Source organism: Streptomyces sp. NPDC051636 (assembly GCF_044453765.1).
Classification (GTDB): Bacteria; Actinomycetota; Actinomycetes; order Streptomycetales; family Streptomycetaceae; genus Streptomyces.
This window is the reverse complement of sequence record NZ_JBITDA010000051.1, coordinates 1-22,751: the sequence shown is the minus strand read 5'-3', so window position 1 is coordinate 22,751 and position 22,751 is coordinate 1. Positions and strand designations below refer to the sequence as shown.

General features: G+C 67.6%; 15 protein-coding genes and 5 pseudogenes. 9 read left to right on the top strand and 11 right to left on the bottom strand.

Annotated features, from left to right (window positions below):
- Positions 1-302: 302 nt before the first annotated feature.
- From ACIBBH_RS40870 to ACIBBH_RS40855, 4 genes and pseudogenes are all read left to right on the top strand, one after another.
- Positions 303-614: pseudogene (locus tag ACIBBH_RS40870) on the top strand (transposase family protein); the annotation flags it as partial.
- 336 nt (positions 615-950) lie between these two features.
- A complete protein-coding gene (locus tag ACIBBH_RS40865; RefSeq protein WP_399413818.1) occupies positions 951-2,042 on the top strand; it encodes a PP2C family protein-serine/threonine phosphatase in 1,092 nt (363 codons plus the stop codon).
- A 195-nt stretch (positions 2,043-2,237) separates the two neighbouring features.
- Positions 2,238-2,714, top strand: coding sequence for a hypothetical protein (locus ACIBBH_RS40860; RefSeq protein ID WP_399413816.1), 477 nt, complete (start codon positions 2,238-2,240; stop codon positions 2,712-2,714).
- Between the two features lie 593 nt (positions 2,715-3,307).
- Entirely contained in the window at positions 3,308-4,078 is a 771-nt protein-coding gene (locus ACIBBH_RS40855; RefSeq protein ID WP_399413815.1) for an aminoglycoside phosphotransferase family protein, read from the top strand.
- A gap of 116 nt (positions 4,079-4,194) precedes the next feature.
- Here ACIBBH_RS40855 and ACIBBH_RS40850 read toward each other — a convergent pair whose 3' ends face one another.
- The 5 genes and pseudogenes from ACIBBH_RS40850 to ACIBBH_RS40830 all read right to left on the bottom strand — a co-directional run bounded on the left by ACIBBH_RS40850 (position 4,195) and on the right by ACIBBH_RS40830 (position 9,164).
- Entirely contained in the window at positions 4,195-4,473 is a 279-nt protein-coding gene (locus tag ACIBBH_RS40850) for a hypothetical protein (RefSeq protein WP_399413814.1), read from the bottom strand.
- 511 nt (positions 4,474-4,984) lie between these two features.
- Positions 4,985-6,006: pseudogene (locus ACIBBH_RS40845) on the bottom strand (TniB family NTP-binding protein).
- Positions 6,003-7,538 (bottom strand): annotated as a pseudogene (locus tag ACIBBH_RS40840) (Mu transposase C-terminal domain-containing protein). Before ACIBBH_RS40840 ends, ACIBBH_RS40845 begins: the two co-directional pseudogenes overlap by 4 nt.
- A gap of 34 nt (positions 7,539-7,572) precedes the next feature.
- Positions 7,573-8,670 carry a TnsA-like heteromeric transposase endonuclease subunit gene (locus ACIBBH_RS40835; protein ID WP_399413824.1) on the bottom strand — a complete coding sequence of 366 codons (1,098 nt, stop codon included), beginning with the start codon at positions 8,668-8,670 and terminating at the stop codon, positions 7,573-7,575.
- Positions 8,670-9,164, bottom strand: coding sequence for a hypothetical protein (locus ACIBBH_RS40830; protein WP_399413812.1), 495 nt, complete (start codon positions 9,162-9,164; stop codon positions 8,670-8,672). The genes ACIBBH_RS40835 and ACIBBH_RS40830 overlap by 1 nt, the downstream gene beginning before the upstream one ends.
- 1,023 nt (positions 9,165-10,187) lie before the next feature.
- On the opposite strand from ACIBBH_RS40830, the gene ACIBBH_RS40825 reads away from it, so the two are divergent.
- On the top strand, positions 10,188-10,817 hold the full coding sequence (locus ACIBBH_RS40825; protein ID WP_399413810.1) for a DUF6461 domain-containing protein: 630 nt from the start codon (positions 10,188-10,190) through the stop codon (positions 10,815-10,817).
- A gap of 117 nt (positions 10,818-10,934) precedes the next feature.
- Here the strand turns inward: ACIBBH_RS40825 and ACIBBH_RS40820 are convergent, their stop codons facing one another.
- The 3 genes and pseudogenes from ACIBBH_RS40820 to ACIBBH_RS40810 all read right to left on the bottom strand — a co-directional run.
- The gene (locus ACIBBH_RS40820) at positions 10,935-11,102 is read right to left on the bottom strand and encodes a hypothetical protein (RefSeq protein ID WP_399413809.1); all 168 of its coding nucleotides are present in this window, start codon (positions 11,100-11,102) and stop codon (positions 10,935-10,937) included.
- A 356-nt stretch (positions 11,103-11,458) separates the two neighbouring features.
- Positions 11,459-12,229: pseudogene (locus ACIBBH_RS40815) on the bottom strand (transposase).
- Between the two features lie 470 nt (positions 12,230-12,699).
- A pseudogene (locus ACIBBH_RS40810) lies at positions 12,700-12,942 on the bottom strand (transposase); the annotation flags it as partial.
- Between the two features lie 343 nt (positions 12,943-13,285).
- Between ACIBBH_RS40810 and ACIBBH_RS40805 the strand changes: the two are divergent.
- From ACIBBH_RS40805 to ACIBBH_RS40795, 3 genes are all read left to right on the top strand, one after another.
- Positions 13,286-15,427 carry a relaxase domain-containing protein gene (locus tag ACIBBH_RS40805; protein ID WP_399413807.1) on the top strand — a complete coding sequence of 714 codons (2,142 nt, stop codon included), beginning with the start codon at positions 13,286-13,288 and terminating at the stop codon, positions 15,425-15,427.
- Positions 15,417-16,259 (top strand): hypothetical protein, encoded by an 843-nt coding sequence (locus ACIBBH_RS40800; protein WP_399413805.1) that lies wholly within the window; start codon positions 15,417-15,419, stop codon positions 16,257-16,259. The genes ACIBBH_RS40805 and ACIBBH_RS40800 overlap by 11 nt, the downstream gene beginning before the upstream one ends.
- Before the next feature lie 2,012 nt (positions 16,260-18,271).
- Positions 18,272-19,543 carry an IS701 family transposase gene (locus tag ACIBBH_RS40795; RefSeq protein ID WP_399413803.1) on the top strand — a complete coding sequence of 424 codons (1,272 nt, stop codon included), beginning with the start codon at positions 18,272-18,274 and terminating at the stop codon, positions 19,541-19,543.
- Between the two features lie 141 nt (positions 19,544-19,684).
- On the opposite strand, the gene ACIBBH_RS40790 is transcribed toward ACIBBH_RS40795, so the two are convergent.
- The 3 genes from ACIBBH_RS40790 to ACIBBH_RS40780 are packed head-to-tail and all read right to left on the bottom strand — an operon-like array spanning position 19,685 to position 22,080.
- Positions 19,685-20,446, bottom strand: a complete 762-nt coding sequence (locus ACIBBH_RS40790) for a class I SAM-dependent methyltransferase (protein ID WP_399413801.1) — start codon at positions 20,444-20,446, stop codon at positions 19,685-19,687.
- The gene (locus tag ACIBBH_RS40785; RefSeq protein WP_399413822.1) at positions 20,443-20,976 is read right to left on the bottom strand and encodes a GNAT family N-acetyltransferase; all 534 of its coding nucleotides are present in this window, start codon (positions 20,974-20,976) and stop codon (positions 20,443-20,445) included. The genes ACIBBH_RS40790 and ACIBBH_RS40785 overlap by 4 nt, the downstream gene beginning before the upstream one ends.
- Before the next feature lie 45 nt (positions 20,977-21,021).
- A complete protein-coding gene (locus ACIBBH_RS40780; RefSeq protein WP_399413799.1) occupies positions 21,022-22,080 on the bottom strand; it encodes a Glu/Leu/Phe/Val dehydrogenase dimerization domain-containing protein in 1,059 nt (352 codons plus the stop codon).
- 112 nt (positions 22,081-22,192) lie between these two features.
- Here ACIBBH_RS40780 and ACIBBH_RS40775 point away from each other — a divergent pair, with 112 nt between their 5' ends.
- Positions 22,193-22,663 carry an Lrp/AsnC family transcriptional regulator gene (locus tag ACIBBH_RS40775; RefSeq protein WP_399413820.1) on the top strand — a complete coding sequence of 157 codons (471 nt, stop codon included), beginning with the start codon at positions 22,193-22,195 and terminating at the stop codon, positions 22,661-22,663.
- Positions 22,664-22,751: the final 88 nt, after the last annotated feature.

Sequence of the window (22,751 nt, the reverse complement as noted above, 5' to 3'; positions counted from 1 at the left end):
TCGCCGCGTCGCTTAGCAACCCGATACCCAAGAGGCGTGAGCATCTCCTTGTGGCCACTGAAGCGATGCAAATCAGGTGAAAACGACCTCTAAGAACGAGGCCCCGGCCAGCGTGCTGGCCGGGGCTGAACCCGCGGAAGCGTGTGATCGTGAAGGGCGGTCGCCTACGCGGCGAAAGGCTCTGCAGGGCTTCAGCCGAACGATCGTCCCTGCAGGCAATAGATGAGGCCCGGGGACACTGAGGGTTTTCAGGCGGGTCACCATTCGGGTGACCAGGCCGAGGGCAGTAACGGGCAGGGCTCCGGAGCCACCTGACAGCCGCCCGCAGGCACAAGATCATCCGGATCTGTGAACGCCAGGGCGTGCCGATCCTCGCCGACATGGCCGACATCGGCGCCGGCGACTGGGTCACCACCCCGAAACGCCGCCCGCCGAACGGCGACCACACACCCACCGAGCGGACGGTCAACCGAGCCCTGTCCGCCGTCCGCGCACCCGTCGAACGCGGAGTCGCCCGCCTGAAAACCTGGCGAATCTTCCGGCGAGCCCGCTGCAGCCCGAACCGACTCACGTCAATCGTCCAGGCCGTCCTCACCCTGGAGCGGCACCGCTGAAGAAGCTCACTGAGTGCGGCAGTCGCTTCCGGCGGCGGGCTGCCGAGCGCACGAACGGTGAAGGCGAGCCGTCCGTCCTGCTTGCGGGTGCTCACCGCCTGAAGGCGGGTTGGCCGATGTGAGAGGCGATGGAGTCGAGGTGCGGCGCCCGGGGTGCGCCGTAGCGCTGGGGGAGGCGTCGGTCACGGTCCCGGACACCCGGGAAGCGACGAGTGGAACAGTCCACTTCAGCGAGGCAGGCTTGTACCCATGCGGACGCTCTTCCACCTGGCTCCCCCGCCCGGAGCGGGCGGTCATAGCCGGGCTCGTTTCCGAGTCGCGCAGTGTGTGCCGTTCGTGATCATACTATTCGGGCTGGGGATCGAGTTCTCGCCTGTGCACGAGATCTACACCGGCCCTCTCCTCGTAGCGATGCCGGCCTTGGCTTCGCTGACGATGGGCCCGAAAGGCACCCTCGCGGCAGCGGCTGGAGCCCTGGCCGTCAGCCTGACCACCACCACCCTGCACGAGGCATGGGGTGGCCTGCTGATCTACAGCAACCTCCTGGGCCTCCTCGTGGTGTCCGTGGCCAGTGTCATCACGAGCGAAGCGGTGCGCACGCGCAGGCAGAGCGAACTCAACCAGGTTCGCCGGGTCGCCATGGCAGCACAAAGAGTGCTGCTGCGGCCCATACCGGCCCGGCTGGGGCCGGTACGGGCGGCCAGCATGTATCTCGCGGCCGAGACGGGAGCGCAGATCGGCGGCGATCTGTACGAGGCCGTAGAGACCCGGTACGGGGTCCGGATGATCATGGGCGACGTCCGCGGCAAAGGGCTGCCTGCTGTGGGTTTGGCCGCAGCCGTGCTGAACGCCTTCCGGGAGGCTGCGCACTATGAGCACGACCTGGTGGACGTGATGAACCACTGCGCGGCTGCGCTGCACCGGGAGCGAGACGCGCCGGGCGCGGCCGACCAGGACGAGAGGGAAGACCCGGCGGAGGATTTCGTCACCGCACTCGTGGCTCAGGTGCCCGACGGCTTCGAGGTCCAGGTGTTCAATCGCGGCCATCCGCCTCCGCTGCTACTGCGCCAGGGCAAGGTTCACGCCCTGATGCCCAGCTCACCACTGCCACCCCTGGGCCTGGACGACTTCGTCACCGGTCCTCCCGCCAAGGCAGAGAGCTATCCGCTCGCACCCGGTGACCGTCTGCTGCTGCACACCGACGGCGTGATCGAAGCCCGCAATCCCGACAGCGATTTCTTCGCCCTCACCGAGGCCATGGAAGCCGTGCCCACCTGCACTCCGTCGCAGTTCCTGGAACAACTGCACCAGGCATTGATCCGTCACACCGGAGGCCACCTGGCGGACGATGCAGCGATGATCGTCGTTGACCGGCCCGACGAAGAAGCGGGCGAACCAGCAGTCGGCGCAGCTGCTAGACCGCATTGATCTTCCGGTGACCTCCTGAGCGCGATGCTTGGCGAAACCCGCCGACTGAAGCGCTCAGTCACACTCGTGTGAGTACCCCCATTCCCCGCTCCCGCCGCCGTCTGCGCGTCCCGGCACCCGGCGCCGGCCGCGCCCCGCCAGCCGATCGACTGGGCGAAGGTCGGCCGCCGCTCGGTCCGCCAGCGCGCCACTGGCATGACCGCCACCGAGGCCGCGCTCGAGGAAGCCCGGCTGCAGCAGCACCTCGAACGTGACCGCGAGGACCTGGCCGACGACGAACGAGGCCCCGCCGAAGTCGGCGAGTGGGAGCGCATCGCGCAGATGCTCGCCACCACCGGCGGCGTCTACGACCCGGAGGCCGACGCCGTCGTCCAGGACCAGCTCGCCGCCGACGCCGAAGCCGAACGCGCGCAGCAGCTGCAGGACGAGCAGCACCGCCAGGAGCAGGAAGCCGAAGCCGCCCGCCGCTCCGCCCTCGCCCCGGACGTCCTGCGCCACGCCCTGCTGGGCACGCTGGCCCGTACCGGCCTGCTGGACTCGCTCAGCAAGGACGAGCAGGCGGCCGTGGGCCGACTGCCCGAGTCCGACCCGGCGGCCGCGCTCGCCTTCAACGCGCTGCTCGACCGCGCGTACGAGGCCGACACCGCAGCTCGCGCGGGGACCGCGTCATGACGGGCCGCCCGGAGGAACTGGTGGTCGCCACGCGGGTCGAGCCGACGGCCTGCGGCACCCGCCACGAGACGCTCACCGCCGACGGCCAGGTCCACGTCGACTACACGCCTCCGCTCGGCGAGTCGTACTTCGAGGGCGACGACGACCCCGACTACAACCCCATCTGCGACTGCCCGCGCGTCCCGAAGCAGTTCTGCATGGAGTGCGCCGGCTGCGCCGCGTGCGGGCATGCCGCGGGCCCCACGTCTGGCCACCACTCCTGGGCTGATCACCGACGGCAACCTCCCAGGCTCCCAGCTCCCCGACGCGAAGCTGGGAGCCTGGGAGCCCAGATGCCCGGATCGCAGCAATGCCTGCGAGGTAGCAGGCCCGAATCCCCAGGTGAACGACCCGCGTTGATATGGAAGGGGCGCCAACTCTGTCCTCTGACACCGAAGTTGGATTGTTTGCCATCGAAGTTGGACCGGGTGTTGGTGGCCAGGTGGGGTTCCCCGCTGACGGCCATTGACGGGGATTAGATTTGACTGGCCGTCATTCGTCGCTGACGGTAATCGAGGTGTCGCGAGATCGGGGGGCTGGGTAGCGTGAATCGGGTGGCCAGTGAGGAAGTGATGCAGGACGGTGTCCATCGTCGGGTCGTGCGGATCGGTGACACGGTCCGTAGGCCCGTCCAGCCGTGGACGCCCAGCGTCCACGCGCTGCTGCGGCACCTGGAGGAGGTCGGCTTCGCCTACGCGCCCCGGCCCCTGGGATTCGACGAGGAAGGGCGTGAAATCCTGACCTTCATCGACGGTGACTCCGGGTCTGCGGGCTGGGCCAAGGTGGTGGATGACCAGGGCCTGAGGAACTTCGCCCGGCTGCTGCGTGACTACCACGACGCCTGCGCTGGCTTCTCGCCCCCGCCGGGCGCGACCTGGTCCGTAGACGCGGGCGACTCTAGCCACGACGAGACCGTCTGCCATGGGGACTTCGGCCCCTGGAACGTCGTGTGGCAAGGCAACCAACCGGTGGGAATCATCGACTGGGACTTCGCCCGCCCGGCACCCCGGCTGCACGACGTGGCCTACGCACTGGAATACGTCGCCCCGTTCCGTGACGACGCCGAGTGCCTGCGCTGGCTGCGCTACCCTACGCCGCCTGACCGCCGTCGGCGGCTGGAGATCTTCTGTACGGCGTACGGCTTTGACTCGACCGCCGGGATCGTCAGCGCCGTTATCGGCAGACAGCAGGACAACGCCGACCTCGTGCGTCGGCTGGCCAATCAGGGTCATGAGCCCCAAGCCACCTGGGTAGCCGACGGGCTTCTGGCTGAACTCGACAACAGGATCGCCTGGAGCAGCGCACACCGGCATCTGTTCGAGTAGCTAGTTCGCTCGTCGCCGACCGTACTTCTGGCCGCCTACGGGAACGCAACTGGGCATCTGCGGGGCGCCATATCCGCCCGTCCCTGGGGAATTCCTGCTGGCGGCTGTCAGACCGGTCAGACGGTGGTGACGAGCTTCTCCTTCTTGCGCCAGTAGGAGCGCTTTGCTCGGCAGGAGCCTGAGCAGGTCAGCCGGACCTGTCCATAAGCACCCCGGGTGAGTGGCGTCCCGCAGACGACGCAGCCGTCCGGTTGGATGCCCGGAGGGATGTCCGCGGCCGGCTGGGGCAGGGGTGGGAGGCCGCGGTCGAGGCGTCGGTTGATGTAGGCCCAGCGGCTGCAGCGCTTCGAGCAGTAGATCTTGTTGGTGGGGCCGGAGACGAGGGGGCCTCGCATGCCTGACAGTGCTTGGCCCGGATCTGCGGCGGGAACGCTGCGTTCATGCGCGTGCGATAGGCGGCTTGCCGGCAAGGCGGTGAACAGTACTGACGCGGCTGCCGATGGTAGGAGAGCCCCTTGCCGCATCCCTGGCAGTTGGTGATCCGTATGGTTTTCAGCGGCTTCGGATGGCGCTTGCGGTAGCTCTTTTGGCGGCAAGCCTGGGAGCACCGCCGTCGGGACGTGAGGTGGTCCCCGATCGGCAAGGGCCTGCCGCATTCGACGCACTGTTTCCGTTCGAGGATCTCCCGCAAGAGGACTGGGTCGCGGCCGGTGACCGCGGCCAGGCGCTTCCAGGACGGGGCCGCTTTCGGGGAGTCGGGGGCGCGGAGGTAGGCGCGCAGGTAGCTGGGCTTCAGGAAGTTCGCGGAGGCCAGGCGCTCGATGAACGCTGTGCGTCCCTCGCCTGCTCGAGGGCGGGGTTGAATGGGGAGCTGTCTGATCGGTGTGGTGCCGAGGGGTGTCTCGGTCACCACTTGTCCCTCGCGTCGGCCAGCAGCCGGGGGGACTCCGCGGCGACGTCGAGCGGGACGGCCTCCAGGCTCTCCTGGGTGATCTGCTCGGTGCCGGTGAGGATCGCGTCGATCGCGGCTCCGCGGATCTGGTGGGAGAGCGCGCCGATCATGCCACCGGTCCGTTTGTGCAGGAAGCGATCGAGCTTGACCAGGTCCCGGGAGCGTGGCGGTGCAGCAGCAGTGTCTTCTCCATGGTGCTGACTAGCCCTTTCCACTCCTGGCCGTAGGGGAAGGGATGGGTGGGGATCAGCGTGAAGCGTCCGGCGATCTGGGCTCCGCGGGTGCCGGAGAGCAGGCTGCTGTGCTCGATGTCGATGCCGGCGTAGATGAACGTGGCGGCGATGCGTTCGGAGAAGTACTTGAGGGTGTCGGCGACTTCGGCGCCGTGGCGGGTGGTCAGCGAGATGTTGTGCAGCTCGTCGACCAGGACGAGGCCGGTGCGCGCCTTGGCGCGGACTCCGACGACGGAGTCGATGATGTCGGTGATGTTGAACCGGTGGGTCGTGGGCAGGCCCAGGAAGCGGGCGAACTCGGCCGCGATCATGCGAGGGGTCGCAGCCGGCGGGACGGTGACATAGACGACGGGGATGCGGTCGTCGACGTTCGGGTGCCGGGCCCGGTCCTGCAGTTCGTGGGCGAGGCCGAGCTGGGTGATCGCGATGGTCTTCCCGGTGCCGGCCTGGCCGGAGACGATCAGGCCGCGGCGGGCGCTGACCGCGTGCCGGTTGAGCAGGATGAGCCGGCGGCCGGTGGTCACCGTGTGCCGGACCGTCGAGGTGGCGACCACCAGCAGGCGGGCGTGATGGTCGAGACGGTCTTCGTTGTAGCGGTCCAGCTCGGCGCCGGACAGGGCCGCGTACTCGTCCTCGCTCAGCAGGGAGACGGGCAGCAGTTGCTGGGACGCGAACGTGCGCCAGCCTTCCCTGGTGGTCAGATGCCGGGCGGCGTCCGTGTCCACGGTGTCCGGCATCGTCATGAACGCCTCCAGGGGTTTTCCAACGGGTCGAAGAGGCCGAGCGGGATCACCTCGGCCAGCTCCTCCGGCTCGGCCGGTTCCGCGGCGGGCTCGTCGACTGGCTCCGGTGCCGCAGCCGGTAGGGGCAGAGGTGTGGAGGGGCGGGCGGCCCTGGAGCGGGCCGCGACCCGGTGGTCCTTCTTCGCGGCTATGCCCGCCCCCGGTCGGCCGGGGCCAGCGTGGGCCCGGGTGAGCAGGGCGGCGACGGCGTCGGCGATCTCGGCCTCGGTGGCTCCGGGCAGCTTGCGGGCCTCGTGGTCCCAGGCCAGCTCGCCGAAGGGCACCGGGCCCCGTTTCAGGTGCTTCCAGAAGGCCGGCACCCACTCGCCGCGGCCGCGGTGGTTGCGTACCCAGATCCGGGAAACGTCGTAGGGGTCGCGGTGGATCTCCCAGAGGCCGCGCTTGGCCGTGACGCCGGAGTGCTGGCGCCGCATCGGGCCGAGGTCGGCGCTGTTGTACGTGCGGTTCTTGATCTTGATGCCGTAGTCGTTGACCGCCCGCCACTCGGCCGGCAGCAGTTCGATGTAGTCGTCGCCGTCCAGGGCGACCGGGACGTAGCCGCAGGCCTCGACGAGGGCGGCGTACTTCTCGTTCGGGGTGAACAGCCGGCCCGGGTGGGATGGGTCGCGCAGTCCGTCGTGCGGGCGGTTCTGCCACTTCGCGACGATCCATTCGTCCAGCAGGTCCTGGAGTTCGAGCAGGGACCATGCCCGGCCCTGGTCGAGGTTCCGGCCGCGGTGTTCAGGGCTGCGGCCGGTGTAGGTGGGCAGGAACTGGGTGAACAGCGAGGCCACCGAGCCGAGCATCCGCTCGATGTGCCCCTTTCGAACGGCGAGCCCTTGTGGGTGGGCAGGAAGTCGATCTCCAAGAAGCGGCAGGACGACTTGAAGTTCCGCGAGATGAAGACCTTGCCGTGGTCGCAGACGATCGTCTCTGGGACGATCACCGGGCGGGCGGCGGCGTGCTCGAGGCGATCGTCAAGCGTCAGCAGGCGGCGGTGCGGCAGCACCGACCGGGACATCCTCAGCGCGTCCACCCAGCCGGGCTTGCATCGGCTCCGGGGTGACCGTGCGGGCCAGCAGCACGCTGGCGTCGACCGACTTCGTGGTGGGCCGCAGCACCGCCGCGGTCAGCGACCGGGTCGCGACATCGATCATGGCCGTGAGCTCGACCTTGCCGACCATCCCGTTGTCCAGGAGGACCAGGACGTCGAGCGGTGTGGAGTCGATCTGCATCACCTCGCCCGGCGCGAACACCGGCAGCTCGCCGAACTCGCCGCTGGCTCCGTGGGCCCGTGACCTGCGGGTCGTGGCCGAGCTGAAGGTGTGCGTGTTCCGGGTGAGCTTGTCCAGCAGCCGGTAGAGGGTCCGCTCGGACGGCAGCCTGACCGTCTGGCCGGCGGACGTCTGGCGGAGGATCTCACCGGTCCGCCAGAGCAGGAACGTTCCCCGCCGGGTCGAGGCGTCCGTCGCCTCGGCGATGGCCTGTCGCATGGCCGCGACCACGGCGTCGTCCACGGACCCGAACTCACGCTTCTTGCGGATCGGCCGGTGGTCCGCGAGCCCGACGACCCCGTCGGCCTGGTAGCGGCGCCGGTAGTTGGCGACCGTCTGAGCAGCCACTTTGTGCCCGGCAGCGGTCAGCTCGGCGGCCTTGGCCTGCTGCCGGGCCGTCAGCGAGCGGTCCGGCCCGTACTCGGGCCTCGGTGACATCCCCGGCTCGGCGCCGGGCGGCAGCCCGTGCAGCACCTCCAGGATGTGCCCCTCCCACCACAGGGCCTTTTCCCTGACCTGCTTCGGGAACGTCTCCAGCAGCGAGGCCGCCGGCAGCGGCTGGCGCACCGGGATATCGACGACCGAGAAGTCCTCCCCGCGCAGAAGCGCGTCGAGCTCGACGACCGCCGCCGGCCCGTCCGTCTCGGTCAGCGTCACCGTCGTCGTGGTCACCGCGGTCACCGCGCGGACCTGGCCGTCCAAGCGGACCCAGGACCCGACCTCGATTCCCTCTGGCCGCCGCATCGGCTTCACCGGCCCCGCCCCTTCCAGACGATGCTGTGGTCGTGCAGCAACTCGCCCCGCAGATCGGCGGCCAGGACGCCAGACCAATCAGGTGGAACAGCACCGGCAGCACCACCAGCTGGTCGCCCGCCGCCACCACCCCCTCCAGCAGCGGCGCGGGCTCCTCGAAGGCATCCAGCAACCGGGCCGCGATCAACCACCGCAGACACCGGCGCCGCCGGTAGCGAGCCAGCCACCGCACGTTCGCCATGAAGACAGGATCAGGCATCCCGGCCCGCACGAACTCCCAGCCCACCGCCCGGCAGGCCAGCTCCATCGCCTCGAACGACTCGGCAGCCGCGTCATCGACCCGGTCGTCGGCCCGCACGTCCACGACACGGCCGCGGCCGTCGGCGAGCCGCACGAAGTAGTCCGGCGCGTGCCGCCGCCTTCGGGCGCCGTCATGCCAGTGCAGCCAGAACGGCTGCGAAGCAATCCCCAGCACCTGCGGATCGCGGTCCAACAGGATCAGATGATCGCGCTCCAGCCACGACTCGTTGGCGTCGGTGAGCACGCGGATGTGGTCGGCCACCGTGTTCGCTCCGGAATTCCCCGGCCGCAGGAGCATCACCAGCGATTCGGTGGTGCGCACCACGCGGCCAGCGGATGGAACCCGAACGTCTTTTTGAACGTGACCGCAGCCCCGGCCTTATTCGACGCCGAGGTGATGATGGTGGCGTCGAGGTCGATGACGATCCAGCCGGTCAGCCGCCTGCCCGCCACCGTCAGCCACGGGAAGCCGCCCGGCCGCAGACGCAGCAGACTCCACATATGCCGGCGTACCCTCGCCCGCGCCTCTGCGATCTTCGCCAGGGTGGCCTCGTCGAGCCCGGCCAGCGTCCGGCGAGCGGTGGAGTCCGAGGCCGCGAGCCCGAACAACGGCCGGTGATGCAACTGGAGTTGCTCAGCCTCCGAGAAGTTCGCCGCCCCCAGCACGATCGCGATCGCGAGGTGCACCAGTACCCCGGCGCGTTCCCGCCAGCCGGTTGCTGTGCTGGATGGCAGCACCCCGGCCAGCGGACCCGTCAGTCCCGAGCGGTCCGCGCACCGCCGCAGCAGCACCGCCCCGGCATGCCCGACCAGCCTCTTCCCGTCAGCCACGGCGGACAGCCGACGGTCCCACCCTGTACTCTCGACCACCAGAAAGGTGCCTTGCTCTCTGCAGCGGATACGACCTAGACACTCGCATCCTCGCAAGTCAACGGCACCTTTCTGCTATCGGGGCGTCAGACCACCCAATTCCGGTGGATATCCAGGGTCAACTGTCCTCGATCGAGGTCTTCTCCACTGAGCAGTCCGGTCGTGATCCCGCCCCGGGACCCGCCTGCCGACTGGGCCCGTCCGCGTCCCGCCGCCGGGCTGCGCCCGGGTACCGCGCCGCGGCCCTCGGCGTCGGGCGATGCAACCGGCACCGCACCTGCTTCGCACACCGAGGAGTGACACCAGATGGTTACCGCCGAACGCAAGGGGCGTCTGCCCGGGGAGCGTGCAGGCTGCGTCGTTCCGGACTACACCCCCACCTTCGTGATCGACACAAGTACAACCTCGCTCGCCAATTCATCGGCATGGCCCAGGCCAGCATGTCCAGTCACCCTGGCTGGGAAGGACACGGGCAGCCGCTGAGGCGGGAGGCGGACGCCACGATCGAGCAGAAAAGTCGCGGAATAATCTGCGACAAAACATTCACAGCCGACCCGACTACACCAAGGCCGGCACAGTGCGACGAGTACCCCTTCGCCAAGTCCAAGAACAGCGGTGCGCAGCAAGGTGTCACTTCGGGGTCCCAGTGCCAGCAGTACATGGTCGTCTCGGAGACGATCGAAGGCCAGCAGTATCTGTCCCTCACATGGCCTGGGTATAAGCAAGGCAAAATGCCTCCAGCTACTGCCAAGTGCGCCCGAGCCAGCATGACGAAGGTCGACAATGAAGGTTGGCGGCGACCTCGGCAGGGCAGCAGTAAAGTTCCGCCTGATCAACAATGACCCGTACTGGGTGGACGCTGGCAACAAGTAGCTCCATGCCCGAGCCGGGCGGTCTCGCCGCAGCGATCGGCGAGACCGCCCGGCGCAGCAATCGAGGAACCTCGTGAACAGCAGGCTTTTCCCCAACTCTCAACTCTACGACGCCGGCTACTGCGTGATCTTCGCCAGGCACATCCTCCCTGCTGACCTCCTGTCAAGGGTGGCAGGCAGAGCGGTCATCCCGCTCTCTCTGAACCGCCTGGAAGCGGAGATCATTCAAGCGCAGGGAGAGGAAATCGAAGAGGAGGACGTACCCGAATTCGATCTTGATGCGCTTCGGCGCGGCGGTTTTCTCGACCTCAGTGGCCCCCTGGTTCGCTCTGGTACACACAATGACTGGTCATTCGTTGTCGAGCCCTACGGCTCTTATCTTGCACGGGATGAAGTGATCTCGACGGTTTCCCAGGGGACCACCGCGCTTTCCTTGAGAGAAATCGGATCTACGTGGATCGCGTACGCGGAGAACGGAACACTTCTGTCCTCCTTTGATCCCCTTTTCCCTGAGCAGGATTACGGTAAGAGGCCCGAAGTGCTCGCAAACCTCAGCGGTTTCCGGGCAGCCGTCGATGCAGGCGACCGCTCAGACGCGTACGAGATCGCCAGGCGGAGTATTCAGGAAGGACTGGGATGCGCTATGCCGCAAGAAGTGGATGACGCCCGCCTCCTCACCGCCCGCATCCCAGGCGTGTATTGACCCGGCCTCCAGTGTCAGACGTCGCGGAGCGACGTTTGCGGCTCGGGGAGTGGAACGAATCCCGACGGCCTCTCCTCTCCGTCCTGCGGTGGGATAGCTCCGTCGTTGGCGATGAACTCAGCCGCTCGCGTGTCCGCTTCCTGGCGGCCCGGCCTCGATCACGGCCGCGTATTCCTCGGCGGTGACCTCGCGGAAGCGTTCGGGAACGACGGCTTCACCGAGGGGGCCGCTGCCGCCCATGAGAGCCGAGGTGTTGTCGGGGCTGAGGAAGTGGCGCTTGCTCATGGTGTCCTCGGCTCAGTTGTTCTGGGTGGTCGTGTGGTACGCGGCGTCTGTGATCCACGAGTTGATCGTGACGCTGCCTGCCTGCACGCGGATGGCCGGCCAGCCGACGAGGCTGTGAGGAGCGAGTGGATCATGTTGAAGCCGTACTCGTGGAGGGTGCCGCCGTCCCGCTCGTGGCGGGCCGTGCCCGGCGCTGTGAGCAGGCCCCACAGTCGGCGAGGTGTAGTTGATGTCCCACGTGGCGGCGATGCAGGCGTCGTACGTCCACTGTCGGCAGTCGTTGCCGAGAAAGCTCGCGGGGTAAGGGCTGTCCCGTAAATGCTCTTTGCTGTGCTGGATGACCTGTACGTTCCTCGCTATCCGGCGAGGGTGAGGTTGTGCAGTCGGGCGATGCCGAGCATGGCGTGGTGGACGCCGTCGCCCTTCAGCCGGCAGTCGCGGAGGATCTTCCAGGTCTTCATGCGGGCGAAGGCGTGTTCGACGCGGGCGCGGACCTTGCGGTGGGAGGTGTTGTGTTCCTCTTTCCAGGCCGGGAGTTCAGCCTGGCAGCGCTCGCGGCGATGCGGGATGACCAGGTCGGTTGCTCGGTAGCCGCCGTCGGCGATGACCGTTGCCCGGCCGACGGCGGCCTTCGCGCCGGACAGCTCCCATGCCTTGCAGTCGTTGCGGTTGCCGGGCAGCGGCTGGCCGACGGCGACGACGAGCCTGGTGTCGGTGTCGATGACGACCTGGTGGTTGGTGGAGTACCGGTAATTCTTCGACTGCTCGGCGACCGTATGGGCCCGGGTCGGCACGAGGGTGCCGTCCACGATCAGGACGGTGTCCTTGCGGAACCGCTTGGGCTGCTGGAGCGCCAGCGACGGCCCGAGGTGGTCGATGATGCGGTCAGCAGCCGACTTCGACACCCCGAACAGCGGAGCGAGCTGGCGCAGGGTGAGGTTGGTGCGCCAGTACGCGGCGACCAGCAGCACCCGGTCATCCAGCGACAGGCTCCATGGCCGGCCCTTGCGGACCCGGTCCGCTCACTCACGCCGCAACGCGGTGACCAGCTCGCCGAACTGACGCGTGCTCAGCCCAGTGAACTGGGCTATCCAAGACGGCTCCGACGCCGTGATCACACCAGCCACACCAAGATCATGTCACCGGTGGCTTCCTGCCTCCGCTGGCGAGCTGGTCAACCGCGCTTCTCACGACAGGGTGCGGAGTTGGGGGGTGGGGACACGGCAAGATACATCCAGTCCCGAGCTGGGTGCCGGGGCCTGTACGACCCATCCCCCATGGCCGCGAGTCCCTCACGATCTCCGTCCGGCCCATCACCTCGCATCGTATCCCGAGCCACTGACAACACGGTCGGGCCGAAGCCGAACGGTACGGGGCACCTGCATGGCAACCCGCCCAGGTCGTCCAGCCGCACCACCCGACGAGCAAATACGAGACAGCCCTTAGCCTCGCCGTTTCGGTTGGGACGATGAGGTGTCGCTGAGGGACAACTGTCGGGTGACCGACGCGATTTCGGTGTTCGGACATGGCGGAGTCCCGGCGCGGTGGTCGGATCCTCCGGGGCCTTCGGGTCGTGGGCGGTCAGGGTGGTTGCCGGTCAGCCTGCGGGTCGGGGCAGTGCGGCGAGGCGGTGGAAGGCCGTGGCCAGTTCGTCTCTCCAGGGCCAGGTCGCCGATATCCGCAAGCGCAGGCGGCGGCCGCCGCGGGTGAGGCGGGCGGCGACGTGCAGCAGCCGGTAGCGGAGCTTCTTCGGCTCGGCGGTGGCCAGTTCTCCGTCCAGGAGGAGGATGCGGGTCCAGGCGAGCAGGTCGATCGCCGTGAGGCTGAGTTCTACGCCTGCGCTGAAGCGGACTCCGACGCCGCGCAACGCCTCCTCCGACGAGTACGACCGAGCCATGCTCCGCTGCACCTGGTCGACGTCACTGCGGACACTCAGGCCAAGACGATCACAGGGGAAGAAGTGACGCGGGTCTCTCTCGGCACAGCTCTCTGACTTGGCTCGGATCGGGGCGGACTCCTTCGAGTCGTGGGCCGGGCAGTGCAAAAGGACAAGATCGTGAGACAGAAGTGCCGTGTCCCTCGAATGAGACGGTGAATAAAGCCCAGTTCGTCCCGACGGAACGGGACATTCCAATTGCGGGCCTACAGGGTCGATCCACACCCTGGCCCTGCATGAGAACACCGTGGCCGCCTCCGCGCTCTACAACGAGCTCGTGGCCGCTGAGGTCTGGGAGGCGCTGGGGCTGGCGACCGAGCCGCGCACCGTCACCCCGGGGCGCCGGCCGGTGATGGAGATTGCCGGGGTGCCGCACGAGCTGATCCGCTGGACCGACCGGCGCAGCGACCAGATCGCCGCCTGCCTCGAGGACCTGGAGCACGAGTACGTCACCGCCGTCGACGACAAGGGCGAGCTGAAGTTCCTGCCCGTGGTCTCCGAGCGGGCCCGCGCCAAGCTGAACGGGATGGCCGCCCGCAAGACTCGACTGCCCAAGCAGAAGACCCGGCCCCTTGCGCAGCTGCGCAAGGAGTGGAAGGACAGCGCGATCCGCACCTCCAAGGTGGCCGTCGACGTCATCAACTCCCTGCAGTACTGGTGGAACCAGCCCAACGTGACCTGGAAGGCCCTGTGCGCCACCACCTGCGGGCACGAGAACATCAAGTACCAGACGCTGATCTCGGAACCGGGACAGGGGCACCGCCTGAAGGACGGCACCCCGGTCTGCACCGGAGCCCCCTCCGGGGCCAAAGTCGTGGCCTCAGTACCGAACGGCACACGGACATGGTCCGACTGCGGCAACACCAGTTCGGCGGGAACCTTCGGCTTCCGCTTCTTCCCTGACTCCGACGGCAACTACGAGGGCAAGGAGGACCTCCACCAGGTCGGCGGCGGCTACGGCGGCCACTACTGGTATGCCCACACCCACAACGCCGACCACCTCGGCGGCGACGGCGGCCGGATGGCCATCAACGGCCTCTGGACCCTCGGACAGGATCTCGGCTGGGCACGTGTCCTGGTACATCTGCCCGACACCGGCGCACAGACGAGGCAGGCGAAGTACCACGTCATCAACACCGACAGCAAGAGCCCCGCTCGGTCCGTGCAGCAGCGTGCAGGACGCTGGGTGAGCCTGGGCGCGTTCCACTTCACGGGGCGGCGGGCGGTCATGCTGTCGAACGTCACTGATGACGGTACGGCCGACGAGGACATCGCCTGGGGCTCGGTCGCTTTCCAGCCGCTGCCGGGCAAGCCGAAGAACGTGGTCGTCGCGATGGGTGACTCGTACTCCTCCGGCGAGGGCGCCTCCGAGGGCGACCGGGACTACTACCCGGAGACCAACTACCGCAGCAAGCTGGACGACAACGCCCGCAACGCCTGCCACCGATCCACCCAGGCGTGGTCGCGTCAGGCCACGATGCCCGGTGCATCGAAGTCGATCGGTCAGCTGGACGACTCGCTGGACCCGAGCATGGACTACCACCTGATTGCCTGCTCGGGAGCGCGCACCTACAACGTTCTGCCCGAGGACGTGGACGACAGCGATCTGTCGAAGGGCGAGAGCCACTACGGCGAGGAGCCCCAGATGGACAAGGGTTATCTGGACCAGAACACCACCTTGGTCACGATCTCCATCGGCGGCAATGACTCCCGCTTCTCCAAAATCATCCAGCAGTGCCTGAAGTCCATCGGCAACGGTAGTTGCCAGGGCGGAACGTTCGACGACAAGGACAGCAGCATCAACCTTCGGGACCAGCCGTTCACCGGACGGCCGCTGGAGACGGCGGTTCCGGGCCTTATGAACCAGGTCGTCCGGACGGACATCACACCGGTCCTGAGAGAGATCCACAAGCGGGTACAGAACGCGAAGATCGTCCTGATGGGGTATCCGCCCCTGATCTCCGAGAAGGGATCGTGCCTGAACACCGGCTTCAGCGGCATGGCCATCGGCCTGTCCGAGGCATCCGCAGCCTGGCTCGACGACACCGCCGACACCCTGTCGGCGGAGATGCAGGGCGCGGCCGACGACGCCAAGGCCTCGGGCATCAACGTGTGGTTCTCCAACCCGAAGAAGGACTTCGCGGGCAAGGGCGTATGCGGTGACCCGGAGCAGATCCACGGCCTCGTCAAGACGTTGGTGAAGTCCGACGACCCGCTCAAGGACTGGCCGCTCATCAACCAGTACGGCCTGTCGGCACAGTCGTTCCATCCGAAGATCGGGGGCGCGCGCCTATACGCGAACGCTCTCGAACGCACGATGACAGGCATGGGTCTGTATCCGTCTGAGTACGGGTACTCATGCCCGGCCCGGCCGTCTGGTGGACGATGACGGCCGGGCCGGGCGTCATATGGGAGAGGCGCCTGCCGATGAGAGGCAGGCAAGCATGAGAACCTTCGCGCGGCGGGCCGCCGGCTCGAAAACTGCACTGGGATCGTTAGCGACAGTCGTCCTGTTCGCCGTCTCGGCCTGTTCCACACCCCCCGACCGTGCCGTCAGCGACAAGCAGCTGCGCAAACTCGGGGAGAGCAGCCAGGCCGGGCGGGTCCGGGAGCAGGCGGAGCAACGGCTTCGGGACGTGGCGCAGGCGTACGCCGACCGCACGCCGCTGTCACTCGGCCTGGTCGTGGTACACGACACGTGCTCTCCGGGATCGGGACCTGGCTGGTACTTCCAGCAGGATACGGACGACTACAAGGTCGTCTGCTCGATGAAGGTCACCGCCTACTTTGGCGCCGACACCAGGCACATGGGCGCCACCCTCGACGGGATCCTGACTGCGGGCGATCGCGCCCGTTCCGGGCTGGCCGGATCCGGAAGCCCCATCCCGTTCACGCACGACGATTACGGAAAGCGGCTCGTCGCCTATTATCGGGGGGACGGCCCGACCCCCCAGGGCTCGCAGGCCACGGAACCGCCCCGGCTGTTCACTTCTACACAGACACTGACCTGGGACACAACACGCGACGACGCCCCGCGTCGGCTGGTCGAAGAGCCCGACCCCGGCCTCGTCGACGATCCACCGGTGTCCCGCGTGGTCCGTGACCCAAAGACCGCCACGGTTGCCGCCATCCGGAAACGGTACGGCCTGGTGTTCAAGCTGGAACTCCGCAACAGCGGCTATTACACGGTGCTCAAGAATGGACGGACGCGCACAGAGTGAGGTCGGTGCTGGCCGGGCACGGCTCCTTCAGCTCCCGCACACGACCCTGCACGGCTTCAGCGCCTCCCCAAGCAGCCTCCTCCCGCTCGTGCCGCTTGGCATGGCCGCGCACGCGTACCGGGACCCTGGGCTGGATGCCGGCCCTCCACACCGGCTCCGGTGTGCGGAAGCCCGTCCCAGTAGAACGACCGGCATGAGACTCGCGCAGACGGGCTGCGCCGCCCACCTGCCCGCTCCTCCGCCGCTCGATTGAGGCAGGGCCTCTTCGCCTTCAGACGGAGAGGCCCTGCCTCAATCGGGGAATAGCACCTCCGCTACTCAATTCCTGCGCAGGCGATGCAGGCGTCGGAGTTCAGCCAGTGCGTCCAGTGCGGGCGACCGGCGCCATCCGGGTACTTCACCGAGATCTGGTGCTGTGTCCCCCGAGTGCCGTCCCTCTTGCCCTTCCAGTAAGAGCTCATCTTGCCAGCCTGGGTGTACTTGAAGATCCTCGGCTTCTCACAGTGCGTGTATCAGCCACCGATAGAGATGGGGCCTGCAGATACGCTGAGGCTCTTAGTGCGGCAGTCGCCCGACGAGTCCGCGTTAGGCGCCCAGTCGTCCCATTGTGGATAGCCGCGGTTCTTAGCCATATTCGGCTTGACCCCGTGACCGCAGGATGTCAGCCTACTGGCCTGGTTGTTCCTGCAGGTGCTCATGTTCTTGACGGTGTAGTAGTTCCACGACCTGTTGCCATCGTTCCTGACGACATAGTCGGAGTAGCATATTCGGGCATGAACTAGGCTGGCAGTGAATGAGGGTGTCTAAATTTCTGCTTCTCGGCTAAAAAGAGTATGACGGCTTACAGAATGGCAAACCTCAATTTCCCCTCAAATTTAGAGCTCCGGACCGTGCGGGCGCTTCCGGTCTGCCATCATCTGTCATCCTGAAGCGTTAGTGACCAGGCGCGACCATTCCGGTCAACAGGCAGCAAGTGGGCCACTTCGGAAACGGGATGGCGTGCTCATAAGGGGACATGGCCATGCGAACCAAACTCACGCTGGCAGCTATCGCTGCCGCGGCGACAGTCACGGCAGGCTGCGGAAGCTCTGCCAGTCACAGCGCCGGCGCTGCCGCACCACCCGTGAGCGAAAAGCAGGCGATCGCGGTCCTCGACCAGCTTGCTGGGCGGCCCCGGGAAAGAGTGGCGCTTCTTTCTGTAAGAAGCTTGCATACCAGGTCGAATCGTGCAAACGGATCTGGAAGGAAGCGGCAGCAGACTGCCTCAAGCCGACGAGTGCACCGCATGTGCGCCGTTCCGCAATCGTCCGGAACACGCGAGACTCGGAGGGTGGCCGCGTCCTTGAGGTGGAAGGCAGGACAGCTGCCGGGCACCGCTACGTTTCGGAAGTCTTCGTCACCGCCCCGAATGGGAAGGCATCCGTCGGGGTGTACTGGTCCGGCAGCGGACTGGCGAACTCGCCCCTTGGCGAGGGGAACAAGGTCGTCCCCAAGTCTGAGTGCAACGGCACTGAGAACTCATAACGCGACCACGCGCGGGCCTTCGTAAGGCGTCTCCAGCAGATGAAGCCGCAGGCCAGGGAAACGAGGGGGTGCAGGTGCAGGCGCCTTTCCCAGCGAACGGCCAGCCGCTTGAAGGGGTGCAGGAGCGAGAAGGTCTGCTCGACGACATAGCGGAGCTTGCCAAGGCCTTTGACGATCTGGGCGTCGTAAGAACTCGTAACACGATCTTGCTGAGGCCGCGGTGTGGTCGGCCGACCACTTCAGTTGGCACTCGATCAGAGGTCGGTGACGTGCGGATGTCGCGGCCGGTCCTCGTGAGGGAGGACTGGTTGGAGTCGGAGTACTACCGCGATCGCCTACCTTTGGAAGGCGTTCCGGCCACCGATGAGTCGTCCGGGCCGTCGTAGATGCGCGCGCCGCTGCCGCAATAGGGTTGAGTAAGTGAGCAGCGGGCTAGTAGGACTCCGTTAGGTCTGTGTGTCGTCCTTGTTCAGGGGCACGGTGAATGTGTGGACGCACATGAACTGAACCGTGTTCGGGCGAAGTTGGCGTTATTCGTGGCGGATGTGTTCGCCTCGGTGCCACGCAAGGACCAGCGGGCCAAGGTCGACTGCTATCTGCGGGGACTGATGATGGACGGTCGCCGCAAGTCCATCCAGGCCATGGCCTCACGGCTGCCGGACGGCAATGAACAAAACCTGCAGCAGTTCGTGAACCAGTCCACCTGGGATCCGGTGCCGGTGCGGCGGCGGATCGCCGAGCGGCTGGTGCCACAGGTCGGCCCGGACGCCTGGGCGGTCGACGACATGTCGTTCCCCAAGGACGGCAGGATGACGGTCGGGGTCGCCCACCAGTACTGCGGTGCGCTGGGCAAGCAGGCGAACTGCCAGGTCGCCGTCAGCGTGCACGCGGTCTCCGACACGGCCTCATGTCCGCTGAACTGGCGGCTGTTCCTGCCGAAGGAATGGGCCGAGGACACCGTCCGGCGCCGGCGGACCGGCGTGCCGGAAGACGTCGGGCACCGGGAGAAGTGGCGCCTGGCACTGGACGCCCTGGACGAACTGACCGGATGGGGACTGGTGCCGCCGGTCGTGGTGGCCGATGCCGGCTACGGCCAGAACGCCGACTTCCGCACCGGCCTGGCCGAGCGGGGACACGCCTACGTGGTCGGCATCCGCGGCGATCTGACCGTCCAGCCTCATGAAGCGGTCCCCGCTTCTCCCGCCTGGTCCGGCACCGGCCACCGGCCGGTTCCCCGCTACCGGCAGCCATCAGTGCCGGTGGCGGAACTGGCAGCAGCTGCCGGACGGGAAGCCTTCACGGAGGTGACCTGGCGGGAAGGCTCCCGCGGCCCGATGACCGCCCGCTTCCTCACCATGCAGGTCCGTCCCGCAGGGGTGCGCCCGCGCCGGCTGGCCCAGGCAGCCGCAGTGGCCGGGCACGGCCGGTGGGACGGCGTCCTGCCCGAGGTACGGCTGCTGGCCGAATGGCCCGACGGCGACGACGAACCGACCCGGTTCTGGCTGTCCGACCTGCCCGACGACACAACGATCCTGGTCCGCCTGGCCAAGATCCGCTGGCGCATCGAGCATGACTACCGCGAACTCAAGCACGGCCTGGGCCTGGACCACTTCGAAGGCCGCTCCTGGCCGGGCTGGCACCACCATGCCACCCTGGTCACCGCCGCCCATGCCTTCCTCACCGAGCAGCGTCTGGCCCCAAAAGCCGACACCGCAGACTCACCCTCTACCAGATCCTCGACGCCATCCAGGACCTGCTGAACTGCTGGACCGGCACCTGCACCACCTGCCACCAGCCCCTGCCCAGCAGGACCACACCAAGATCAAGACAGACCTAACGGAGTCCTACTGGTGGAGTTCACCCTTTCTGGTCGGAGCGCCGGTGAGAGCCCTGAATGCTCGTCAGGGCTTTACGGCGTGCAGGATCCGCATACCCCTTGCGTCCGGGGCGTCGTGGCGAACGTCCAGTCCCGCCGCTCGGCACTCTTCGACCAGCCATGAGGACGCGATCCGTAGCTTGGGGTAGCTGGCCCGCTGCTGCCAGGAGCCGTTCGTCCGGGTGTGGAGCAGGTCGTGGACGATCACCGTGTCCTCGTCGCGGTATTCCAGGAAGCAGGTGAGCAACCGGTCGTCGCTGCTGCGTACCGGAATGAAACGGTCGGTACCGCGCAGCTCCACCGTGAGGTCACGGTAGGTGACGACGAGGTGGCCGCCCGAGGCGAGGGCACGGCTGATGTGGCCGAGCAGCACGGGGACGTCCGCCTTGGACGGGAGGTGGGGAAGCGTGTCCCCCATGCAGACGACGGCCGCGACCGCGCCCGGCTCGGCCGCCTCGGGCAGCACGGTGCGGAGGTCGCCGTGCACCGGCCGGACGACTGCGGTGTCCTGGGCGTACGTGACGAGCTCGTCGAGCAGGCGGCGGCTGGTGTCCACGGCGATCACCGAGGAGAAACCGAGGCGTACCAGGGCCAGGGTCTGCGCGCCGGAGCCGCAGCCCAGGTCGATGGCAGGCCCGCCGTCCACGGTTCCCGTCAGGCCGAGTTCCGCGAGCATCGCTGCCTGCCGGTCCGCGGCCTCGTGGACGTCGCCGCCAAGCATCCAGGTGTAGTGCTCGGCCAGCAGCCGGTCGTAGTGGTCGACGGCGCTACCCGCGGCGGGGGTCATGGCGTGGTCCTCCGGGTCGTCGGTACGCCTCGCCGTCCGTCGGTCTGCGCGAGCAACGAGGCGTCGGGCCAGGTGAAGCGGAGCTTGGCAGGGGAACCGGCGAGCCGGGACGGTACACCGCCGGGTGGCGACACCGGCGCCTTTTCGACGCAGGTTCCGCTCAGGGCCCGGTAAAACTGCTGGGCCGCTGTGTTCTGTTCGAGCACCCACAGGTACATCGCTCTGCCACTCGCGCGCTCGGCGACGGCCTGCGCGGCACGGGAGAGCAGCGCGGTGCCGAGGCCCATGCGTCGGCGGTGCTCGACGACGTGCAGGTTGTCGATGAGGCTGCCCCAGCGGCCGTCCTCGTCGAAGACGACGTGGACGAATCCCGCTAGTCCGGTGTCGTCCTCGGCCACGACCGTCGCACTGCCGCTCGGGTCGGAGAGGCGCGAGGACCAGACGGAACGCCGGTCGGCCACCACGTCCCCGTCCAGGAACGCGTCGGAGTACGCACCGCGGTAGTGCCGACGCCAGCTGTCGGCGTGCAGCAGTGCCAGGTTCTCGGCGTCGCAGGGTCCCGCTGCCCGGAAGGGCTACGAGGTCGTGGGTGAGCTGGTGGGGCCGGTGGCGGCATGTAGGCGTCGCCGGGCCAGTTCGCTCGCCGCCTGCGCCGGGGTCTGGCCACGGCGCTGCGCGGTGTCCAGCAGGTCGGAGACGGTGTCCTCGATGGCGTCGACCCGTGCACGGGCGTCGTCCGCACCGACGTGGTGGAGTTCGGTGCTGATGGCGTGGATGACTCCGCCCGCGCCGGCGACGAAGTCCGGTACCCAGACGATGTCGCGCTGGTGCAGCAGATCGGCGACATCCGGCGTGGCGAGCTGGTTGTTCGCCGGTCCGACCACGGCACGGCAGCGCAGCTCCGCCACGGTCTGGCGGGTCAGGACGGAGCCGAGGGCCGCGGGGACCACGATGTCCACGTCTGCAGCGATGATCTCCTCGGGCGACTGCCAGACAGCGCCGAGCTCGTCGCCAACCTTCCGCTTGTCGGGTTTGATGTCGGTCACCGTCAGACTGGCTCCGTCGGCCGCGAGAAGGCGGGCGAGGTCGGCGCCGACGCGCCCCAGGCCGATCACGGCGAGACTGCGGCCGTCCAGGCTGGAGGTGCCGTACAGCCGTCGGCTGACGGCCCGTAGTGCGGCGAGCGTCCCCTGCGCGGTGTGCGGGGACGAGTCGCCGCTTCCGCCCAGATCCGTGGGCTTGCAGAACACGTGGGGGGTGGATTCCCCGATGACTGCCATGTCGGCGGGGCTGGTCCCGACATCCGGTCCGGTGGCGTACGCACCGCCCAGCGATGCGATGACCTCCGCTACGTCACGCAGCACGTCGCGCCGCCGGCCGGCACCGAGGTCCATCCCTTCGGGCAGGGCTACGACGGCCTTCCCACCGCCGCTCGACAGCCCGGCCACGGCGAACTTCGAGGTCATCGCGGCCGACAGGCGAAGGGCGTCGGAGAGACCGTCCCGCCAGTCGGCGTAGCGCCAGAGCCGGAGACCGCCGGCCGCCGGACCAAGTGCCGTGGAGTGCACGGCCACGATCACCGGCAGACGGGAGCGCCGACCGGTGTGGATCACGACCTGCTCGTGATCAAGCATGGTACCTCCGCTCTTTCATTCATCCGGTTCGATGACGCCATGGTGCACAAATGTCTCCTCTTCAGGCTGCTTGACCAAACAGATGGCTGATACTCGGGTATGGTCGTCGACCATGGACGAACTTGATTCGGAGATTGTCCGGCTCCTCCAGACAGATGCACGGCAGTCCAACCGCGAACTAGCCCGGCAGTTGGGCATCGCTCCCTCGACCTGCCTGGAGCGGGTCCGGGCACTCCACCGCCGGGGCGTCATCCGCGGCTACCACGCCGACATCGACCCTGCCGCCCTCAATCGCGGCGTTCAGGCACTCGTCTCTGTTCAGGTGCGCCCCCTCAGTCGCGCCGTCATCGACGCTTTCAAGGGCTTCGCCAGTGGTCTGCCGGAAGTCCTGCACATCTTTGTGCTCTCCGGAGGCGACGACTTCCTGCTTCACGTCGCCGTACAGGACCTCGACCACCTGCACGCCTTCCTCACGGACCGGCTCAGCAAGCGCGGCGAAATCACCGGCTTCCGCACCTCGGTCATTTTCCAGCAGGTGAGCAACACCGTCCCCACCCGGCTTCCCGCACCCGACCTAGCTTGACTCTGTCGGGGATCTTGGGGATCCCCGGCGGGACAGCATGATCAACGGGCATGCTCGGCTCTGTTCAAGGACCGATGCAGTTGTCGAG

Bases quoted from the DNA above. Each gene is read 5' to 3' on its own strand.
- ACIBBH_RS40790 (WP_399413801.1), bottom strand. From the start codon at position 20,446: ATGACCCCCGCCGCGGGTAGCGCCGTCGACCACTACGACCGGCTGCTG.
- ACIBBH_RS40860 (WP_399413816.1), top strand. From the start codon at position 2,238: ATGACCGCCACCGAGGCCGCGCTCGAGGAAGCCCGGCTGCAGCAGCAC.
- ACIBBH_RS40850 (WP_399413814.1), bottom strand. From the start codon at position 4,473: ATGCGAGGCCCCCTCGTCTCCGGCCCCACCAACAAGATCTACTGCTCG.
- ACIBBH_RS40835 (WP_399413824.1), bottom strand. From the start codon at position 8,670: ATGCTCCTGCGGCCGGGGAATTCCGGAGCGAACACGGTGGCCGACCAC.
- ACIBBH_RS40775 (WP_399413820.1), top strand. From the start codon at position 22,193: ATGGACGAACTTGATTCGGAGATTGTCCGGCTCCTCCAGACAGATGCA.
- ACIBBH_RS40820 (WP_399413809.1), bottom strand. From the start codon at position 11,102: ATGAGCAAGCGCCACTTCCTCAGCCCCGACAACACCTCGGCTCTCATG.
- ACIBBH_RS40780 (WP_399413799.1), bottom strand. From the start codon at position 22,080: ATGCTTGATCACGAGCAGGTCGTGATCCACACCGGTCGGCGCTCCCGT.